This window comes from Nonomuraea antri, from assembly GCF_013283785.1.
Lineage (GTDB): Bacteria > Actinomycetota > Actinomycetes > Streptosporangiales > Streptosporangiaceae > Nonomuraea > Nonomuraea antri.
Genome location: NZ_JABCPZ010000441.1, coordinates 1 through 3594 on the forward strand (window position 1 = coordinate 1; position 3594 = coordinate 3594).

General features: G+C 75.9%; 4 protein-coding genes. All 4 read right to left on the bottom strand.

Annotated elements, in window-relative coordinates:
* The coding region (locus HII36_RS54025; RefSeq protein ID WP_173531179.1) for a serine/threonine-protein kinase at window positions 1–924 on the bottom strand (924 nt) is incomplete at its 3' end.
* 233 nt (window positions 925–1157) lie between these two features.
* On the bottom strand, window positions 1158–2414 hold the full coding sequence (locus tag HII36_RS59075; protein WP_173531180.1) for a cytochrome P450: 1257 nt from the start codon (window positions 2412–2414) through the stop codon (window positions 1158–1160).
* Complete coding sequence (locus tag HII36_RS54035) at window positions 2407–2583, bottom strand: hypothetical protein (RefSeq protein WP_173531181.1); 177 nt, start codon at window positions 2581–2583, stop codon at window positions 2407–2409. The genes HII36_RS59075 and HII36_RS54035 overlap by 8 nt, the downstream gene beginning before the upstream one ends.
* A 117-nt stretch (window positions 2584–2700) precedes the next feature.
* The gene (locus tag HII36_RS54040) at window positions 2701–3516 is read right to left on the bottom strand and encodes an IclR family transcriptional regulator (RefSeq protein ID WP_173531182.1); all 816 of its coding nucleotides are present in this window, start codon (window positions 3514–3516) and stop codon (window positions 2701–2703) included.
* Between the last annotated feature and the right edge of the window lie 78 nt (window positions 3517–3594).

Consider the following 3594-nt stretch of genomic DNA (forward strand, 5'->3'; position numbering starts at 1 on the left):
ACCGGGAGGGGCGCCGTGTGGCGAGGCGGTCAGGGGTGGGAACTCCGAGGGGTTCCAGGCGTTCGTCAGATGCCGCGTCGCCGCCAGCTGCGCCGCCGGTTCGTCGGCCGCGCCGACCAGCTCCAGCAGCAGCTGCCTGGCGTCCGGACGCCGCGCCGGGTCGGGGTGGATGGCCGCGGCCACCAGCCGGTCCAGCGGCGCGGGCAGCCCGCGCAGGTCGGGCGGCGCGGTGCGGGCCCTGGCGGCCATCACGTACGCGTCGCCCTCGCCGAACGGATGCCCGCCCAGCCCCGCGTACGCGATCAGCGAACCCCACGCGAACACGTCCCCGGCCGGGCTGGTGCGGCCCTCGAAGACCTGCTCGGGAGCGATCCAACCGGGTGTGCCCATGACCATGCCGGCGTTCGTGTGGCGCGAGTTCACGTTCGTGGAACGCGCCAGACCGAAGTCGATCACCCGCGGCCCGGCCAGCGTCAGCATCACGTTCGCCGGCTTCAGGTCGCGGTGCACCAGCCCGACGGCGTGGATGGCGGTCAGCGCCGCCGCCACGCCCACGGCCGCCGCGTGCAGCACCGACGGCGACAGCGCGCCGTGCTCGATCAGGTGGTCTTCCAGCGAGATGCCGTCGATGTACTCGGTGACCAGGTACAGCACGCCGTCGTGCTCGCCGTGGTCGAGCACCCGCGCGGTGCAGAACGAGGCCACCTTGCGGGCGTTGGACACCTCTTCGTGGAACCGCGCCCGGTAGATCGGGTCGGCGGTGTAGTCGCGGCGGATCGCCTTGAGCGCCACCCTGACCCCGTCGGGGCCCTTGGCCAGATAGACCGTGCCCATGCCGCCCGAGCCGAGACGGCTGACCAGCTCATAGGGGCCGATCGCCGGCGGGTCTTCAGGCTTCAGCGGAGTGCCTGATGAGCGCCCCAACGTCGCCGTCCCTTCGCCGTCGTCATCCCGTCGACTCAACCGACCGTTCCTCCGCCCGGCATGCACATTTCACAGCAGACTCTAACGGAGGAAGGCATGCTCCGGTGGCGCGCCGACGCTGTCCGGTATCGCGAGGTCCGGCACGGCGTGGCGCGCGGTGCCCGGCTGCCCGCCCTGCGGCCGCCGCGACCTGCCCGCCGGGCGCGACGGCACCCCCGCGGAGCAGGCGACGGTCATCGTCTTCTGCGCCGTGGGCGCAACGTCACGCGCAGCCTGGCGACGTCCAGCGCGGGCGGCAGCGGGCCGTGCGGTGACAGCCTGCGCCCGGCGGCCTTCGGCCGGGCGGTGCGCAGCAGCCCGCCCAGGAAGGCGGTGCCGACCGCGATCACCAGTTCCACGCCGTCGCAGCGCGGCCTGGCCCACCACTCGTCCGCCGCGGTGCCGTCCAGCCAGATCTCCGGGACGAACCTGTCCGCGTACGGCAGGCGCGGATCGCGCTGGTGCGCGGGGAGCGGCACCAGCACCCTGGTCCCGGACGGCAGCGTAGTGCCGTACCAGTCGCTGTCGGCCGTGGTGACGCGCGACAGCACCGGCACCGGCGGCCACAGCCGCAGCCCCTCGCGCAGGCAGGCACGCAGGTGAGCGGCGTCGGCGCGGGCGGCCTTGCGCTGGTTCGGATGGGTGGCGAGCAGCGCGAGCGTCTGCATCAGCGCCGGGCCGATCAGGTGGAACCCCATGAGCCAGAACGCCGCCTGCCGCAGCTCGCGGGTGTGCGGGCCGCCGGGGTCGGCGGCGATGAGCCCGGCCAGGCTGCCGGGTTCCGCGCGGCGCAGGTGGTCGATGATGCGGGTGTCGTAGCGGCCGGACAGGACCTCCCTGCGCCGCTGCGCCCGGCCGCGTGCCCGCCACCGGCCGCCGCGCGCCAGCCTGGCCAGCAGCCTGCTCAGCTCCTCGTCCTCGGCCGCGCCCGCGCCGTACACGCACCGCCTGGCCACCCGCTGCCAGCACGCCTCCAGCCGGCCACCGTCCACCAGAGGGCCGTCCACGGGGGAGCCGTCCGCAGGGGAACCGTCCGCTGGGGAGCCGTCCGCTGGGGAGCCGTCCGCGGGGGAGCCGTCCGCGGGGGAGCCGTCCGCCGGGGGATCGCCGGCGAGTGCGGCGGCCTCCTCCCTGGCCACCGCGGTGAACGTCTCCCGCAGCGACTCCGCCGGCAGGCCGCCCGGGTGCTCCCTGGCGGCCGGCGCGTACGAGCCGGCCTCGCCGGACAGGACGCGGGCCGCGTCGCGTCCCGAGAGCACGAGCAGGACCGGGCCGCCGGGACCGCGGGCCAGCACGGGACGCCCGCCGTAACGCAGCGTGAGGTCCGACAGCAGCGAGCGGGCGCGGAGCGGGTCGGGCCTGGCGGGCGGATGCGGCGCCCCCTGCCTCAGGAGCACCGGAGCCAGGCGCAGGTTCTCCAGCGCGGTGGCCTTGGGCAGCCCTCTAGGCACGCGCGGCCTTCCGCGCCCCGCCGGCCAGCGCCCCGCCGGCCAGGGCCGCGCCGGCCAGCGCCGCGCCGGCCAGCGCCGCGCCGGCCAGCGCCGCGCCGGCCAGCGCCCCGCCGGCCAGCGCCCCGCCGGCCCGGGCCGCGCGCGGCTCCGGGAAGAAGTCGATCGGCATACTCCGATGTGATCGTCCGGCGGGCGGCGGCCGCAATCGAGGTTTCGGCCACCGGAACGCTTTCGGGCCACCGGCCCGTCCGCGTTCCGGTCACCGGAACGCCACGAAGGTGGCTGGCTACCCCGCGGCGAGCAGTGCCGCCGAGATGGCCTGGGCCGCGCCGCGCACCGACATGCCCAGCCGGGCCAGCGGCGCCGCCATGGCCGGCGCCGCCACCCCCACCGACATGCAGATCCGCCCCGAAGGCCCGAACACCGGCGCCGCCACGCAGGCCAGGCCCTCGGCGTACTCCTCCTGCGCGTACGCCACCCCGAACCGGCGCACCTGGGCCAGCTCCCGCTCCAGCCCGGCCAGGCTGATGATGGTGCGCCGGGTCATCCGCTCGAACGAGCCCTGCGCCAGCAACTCCTGACGCAGCGCCGGGTCGTAGGCGAGCAGCGCCTTGCCGGTCGCCGTGCAGTGCAGCGGCGCCCGGTCCACCGCGTCGGACGGCGAGCCGACCCGGTTGTGGCCGTACAGGCGCTCGACGTAACGCGCCTCAAGCCCGGACGGCACCGCCAGGTTCACCGTCTGCCTGGTGGTCTCGAACAGGTAGAGCAGGTACGGCAGCACCACCTCGCGCGTGCCGGGGATCCGGCCGCGCACGACGCCCGCCATCGAGCCGAGCAGCTCACCGGGCAGATAGCCGCCGCCGGCCCGGGCGGCCAGGCCGCGCGAGCACAGCACGCCCAGGATGCGGTGCGCGGTGGACTTGGGCAGGCTGGTGCTGCGGCACAGCTGCGCCAGCGTGACCGGGCGGGCGGCCGCGCTGAGCGCCAGCAGGAGGTCGATCCCCCTCTCCAGGATTCCCGGCTGCGGGCTCGGCTGCCCGGCGGCGGGCGCGGGGCCGACGTGGACCAGGGGCGATTCGTCGCGGGCCGTATTCCCCGGCATGGCTGTCCCTTCACTCTCCGAGGAGCAGGAGGGGGCTTCCCGGGGGCTGCGGTTTCCATCTCTTGGCCTACCCCGCCC

What these genes read in the sequence shown, in the direction of transcription:
- HII36_RS54040 (WP_173531182.1), bottom strand. Translation starts at nt 3,516, where the DNA reads ATGCCGGGGAATACGGCCCGCGACGAATCGCCCCTGGTCCACGTCGGC.
- HII36_RS54035 (WP_173531181.1), bottom strand. Translation starts at nt 2,583, where the DNA reads ATGCCGATCGACTTCTTCCCGGAGCCGCGCGCGGCCCGGGCCGGCGGG.